At 63.2% G+C, this 4,083-nt stretch carries 4 protein-coding genes; all 4 read left to right on the forward strand.

Going from position 1 to position 4,083, the window contains the following annotated elements:
- Window positions 1-802 (forward strand): FtsX-like permease family protein (locus tag DBR22_RS17715; protein ID WP_146187554.1); only part of this gene is annotated, 802 nt, incomplete at its 5' end.
- Complete coding sequence (locus tag DBR22_RS17720) at window positions 799-1,554, forward strand: ABC transporter ATP-binding protein (protein WP_108600103.1); 756 nt, start codon at window positions 799-801, stop codon at window positions 1,552-1,554. The genes DBR22_RS17715 and DBR22_RS17720, both read left to right, overlap by 4 nt.
- Window positions 1,555-1,587: 33 nt before the next feature.
- Window positions 1,588-3,147, forward strand: coding sequence for a methionine--tRNA ligase (metG, locus tag DBR22_RS17725; protein WP_108600104.1), 1,560 nt, complete (start codon window positions 1,588-1,590; stop codon window positions 3,145-3,147).
- 287 nt (window positions 3,148-3,434) lie between these two features.
- Window positions 3,435-4,083 (forward strand): hypothetical protein (locus DBR22_RS23955; protein ID WP_181365232.1); only part of this gene is annotated, 649 nt, incomplete at its 3' end.

The raw sequence follows: 4,083 nt of genomic DNA on the forward strand, positions 1-4,083 counted from the left end.
CCTCACCGGAGCATCCACCGTCAGCTACATCCGGAAGCGTAAACGCGAAGCAGGCACCCTGCGCGCGATGGGCTGGACCCAACGGAAAATCCGGAACTGGGTACTTGAAGAATTCGGTGTTGGCGCGGCCCTCCTGGCAGTCGCCGGCATTGTCCTGAGCCTCGTGAGCTGGAGCCTGGTAACAGCAGTGGTTTCCGCCTCTGTCCTGGTCCTCTATGCTGCAGCCGCCTTCTTCGCCGCCCAGCAACTGCGCCACAGGGACGTGGTGGACCAGGAACCACAGCATGACGAAAGGCTGATCCCGGTCGACTCGCCGTTGACCTTCGCCAACCGGCAGCTGAGCACCAACAAGTTCAACAGCCTGTCCCTGGCCGTTGCCGTGGGCGTGTTCGGTGCCGCTGTGGGCGGACTCGTGGCGCTGCTCATCGATATTCCGCGGGCAGCAGGCGCCAGTGCGCTCAGCGGCCTGGCCGCGGCGAGCATCGCCCTGCCCAGCATGCTGCTGGCACTGGCAGGGGTCCTTGTGGGGCTGATCCTGACGCTGGTCACCGGCCGGTTTGAGCTGAACGCCAAACGCCAGTACCTGGGCATCCTCGAAGCCATGGGCTGGAACCCGGATATGCTCCGTCAGGTCCGTCTGTTCGAAAACGCGCTGGTGGGCACGGTGGCCCTGCCGCTGGGCGTCCTGGGGGCTCTCGGCATCGGGCTGCTCCTTGCCCCGTATGCCGCGCTGTGGGCCGGAGTCGCCGGCCTGGTGGCTGTACTTTGCTGGATACCGATTGCAACGAAAGTGGTCCAATGACAAACGAGACGAATGTTCACCGGAGCCGGAGGTCCGGCTCGGTTGAGGCGCCGCTGCAGACCCGCGCCAACACCATCGTCAAATCCGCGGACCACGGCACGCCGCTGGAGCTGAGCGACATCACCATCCGCTACGGCGGCGGCAAGGGCGGAGCCGAAGCGGTCAGCGTCGTCGAAGGCTTTGACCTGACCCTGCACGCCGGCGAGATGCACTGTGTGGCCGGCCGAAGCGGCTCCGGCAAGACCAGCATCCTGACCGTCGGAGCGGGACTGACGCTGCCGACGTCGGGCCGCGTCTTCTGGGAGGGTGACTCGCTCGAAAGCATGGGCGACGACGAAATCGCCGACCGCCGTCGGGCCCTCATCGGGTACGTGGACCAGGGCGGTGCCCTGATCGACGGCATGAGCGCCCTTGAGAACGTCCTGCTGCCCGCCGTCCCAGACGGTGAAGTCGACCAGCGCCGTGACATGGCCAAGGACCTCCTGGACCTGGTGGGACTGGGCCGGCGCATGCGGCACCGTCCGGCCCAGCTCTCCGGCGGTGAGCGCCAGCGTGTGGCGATCGCCCGGGCACTGATCCTGGGCACGCGTGTCCTGGTGGTGGATGAGCCCACCGCCAGCCTCGACCGGGCTTCCGCCAACCGCATCATCAGCATCCTCAAGGACACCACCTCAGACGGAATCGCAGTGCTGGTCGCTTCACATGACCACGAACTGGTCCGCCTGAGCGATACGCTGACTGAACTGATCTAGCCTGTCCCTCCGCACCAAAGGTACCGTCCGCACGTGAGCGCTCCAGAGAAAATCCCGTTCTACATCACCACGGCCATCACCTACCCCAACGGGGTGCCGCACATCGGGCACGCCTACGAGTACATAGCCACCGACGCGATGGCGCGCTTCAAGCGCCTCGATGGCTACGACGTGATGTTCCTGACGGGTACGGACGAGCACGGCATGAAGATCGCCCAGGCGGCGGAAAAAGAGGGCATGACGCCCAAGGAACTGGTGGACCGCAACGCCGAGGTCTACAAAGCGGCACATGCAGCGCTTGGTATTACCTACAGCAGGTTCATCCGCACCACGGACGCTGACCACTACGCCGCGTCGCAGGCCATCTGGAAGAAGATGGAAGCCAACGGCGATATCTACCTGTCCAAGTACGAGGGCTGGTATTCCGTCCGGGACGAGGCCTTCTACGTCGAGGACGACACCGTGGTCAAGGACGACGGCGTGCGCTACTCCAAGGAAACGGATACCGAGGTCACCTGGACCGCCGAGGAAAGCTACTTCTTCCGGCTGTCCTCCTACCAGGACCGGCTCCTGGCGCTCTATGAGGCGCACCCTGAATTCGGCGCCCCGCAGTCCCGGTTCAACGAGGTCATCAGTTTCGTCAAGCGTGGCCTTGAGGACCTGTCCATCAGCCGCACCACTTTCGACTGGGGCGTTCCGGTTCCGGGTAACGACAAACACGTCATGTACGTGTGGGTGGACGCACTGACCAACTACCTGACGGGAGTCGGATACCCGGACGTTGAATCGGAGCAGTTCAAAAAGTACTGGCCAGCCGACGTCCACGTCATCGGCAAAGACATCTCGCGCTTCCACGCCATTTACTGGCCGGCGTTTTTGATGAGTGCCGGGATCGAACTGCCCAAGCGGGTCATGATCCACGGCTTCCTCCACAACAATGGCGTGAAGATGTCCAAGTCCCTGGGCAATGTGGTGGCACCTGCCGACTTCGTGGCCCAGTACGGCCTTGATCAGGTACGGTTCTTCTTCCTTCGCGAGGTCCCGTTCGGCGCCGACGGCAGTTACAACCATGAGGCCATCGTGGGCCGCATGAACTCGGACCTTGCCAACAACTTCGGGAACCTGGCCCAGCGTTCGCTGTCCATGGTGGCCAAGAACTGCGGAGGCCTGGTCCCTGTACCGGGCGATTTCACGGCTGAGGACACCGCAATCCTTGAACAGGCCCGCGGGTTGCTCGAGACGGCCAGGGTGGCCTTCGAAAAGCAGGAATTCAGCCGCGCCCTTGAAGCGATCTGGGGCGTGCTGGGGGACACCAACGCCTACTTCGCTGAGCAGGCACCTTGGGTGCTGCGGAAGACCGACGTCGAACGCATGAATACTGTGCTCTACGTGACGCTCGAAGTGCTGCGGATAGTGTCCATACTTGCGCAGCCGGTCATGCCGAACGCCACTGGCGCCCTGCTGGGAACCCTCGGCCAGCCCGAGGGTGGGGCGCGCCAGTTCTCAGCGCTCACAGCGCCGATAGTTCCGGGTACCGCCCTGCCTGCACCCGCCCCCGTGTTCCCGAAATATGAGGAACCCGCCGAAGCCTAGGTATTCACCGCCTACTACTTGTTCGTATCCGCTCCGGCTACTTGTCCGGTACGCGGACTGAGTACGGTTCTGCGGACGCCAGTACGGATTGTTCCGGAAAGCGGGTAGCGGGTACTCGGGACACAGGTGTGGCCGCTGCATAGCCTTATGGGGTTAGCAAACTGATGATTCGCATCTGGGAGAACCGTCGCTCCGATGCTGTCTGTTTGCCATTTCCGCCCTTGCGTCGGGGCGCCGTTTTTCCACACGTCTGATCAGTTTGGACCAGACAATGGATGGAGACGGAAATGAAACGGATCCTCGCCGCATTAGGTGTCGCCGGTCTCGCAGGATTAAGCGTGACCGCGCCGGCTGCAGCAAATGACAACGCAAACAACGATCACAAGATCACCATCTGCCACGCCACCGGCTCGGCAACGAACCCCTACGTGTCCGTGACAATGGATGTCCACGCGCTCGACGCCCACGTGGGCCACCAGCACGAGGAAGACATCATCCCGGCCAACGACGGGAAGGTGCTGCCGGGAGGGCAGAACCTCGACAAAGCGGGAATCTGGAATGCCGGCTGCTCCGCCCCTGGCGGGCCGGGCAATGGCAACGGCAACGGCAATGGCAATGACGGGCACAAGATCACCATCTGTCACGCCACCGGGTCCGAAAAGAATCCCTATGTGGTGGTGACCATTGACCTGCACGGGCTCAACGGGCACGCCAATGGCAACCACCAGCTCACCGAGGACATCATCCCGCCCAATTCCGGAAAGGTCCTGCCTGGGGGACAGAACTGGACGGATTCCGGTAAGGCCATCTACAACAACGGCTGTGAAGGTGCCGTTGTCCCGCCAGGCGTAACACCCCCGGGCGTAACACCCCCGGGGGTGTTACGCCCGGGCGTGACCCCGCCAGGTGTGACTCCGCCAGGTGTGACACCTCCGG

Source organism: Arthrobacter sp. HMWF013 (assembly GCF_003061105.1).
Classification (GTDB): Bacteria; Actinomycetota; Actinomycetes; order Actinomycetales; family Micrococcaceae; genus Arthrobacter.

Bases quoted from the DNA above. Each gene is read 5' to 3' on its own strand.
- DBR22_RS17720 (WP_108600103.1), top strand. From the start codon at position 799: ATGACAAACGAGACGAATGTTCACCGGAGCCGGAGGTCCGGCTCGGTT.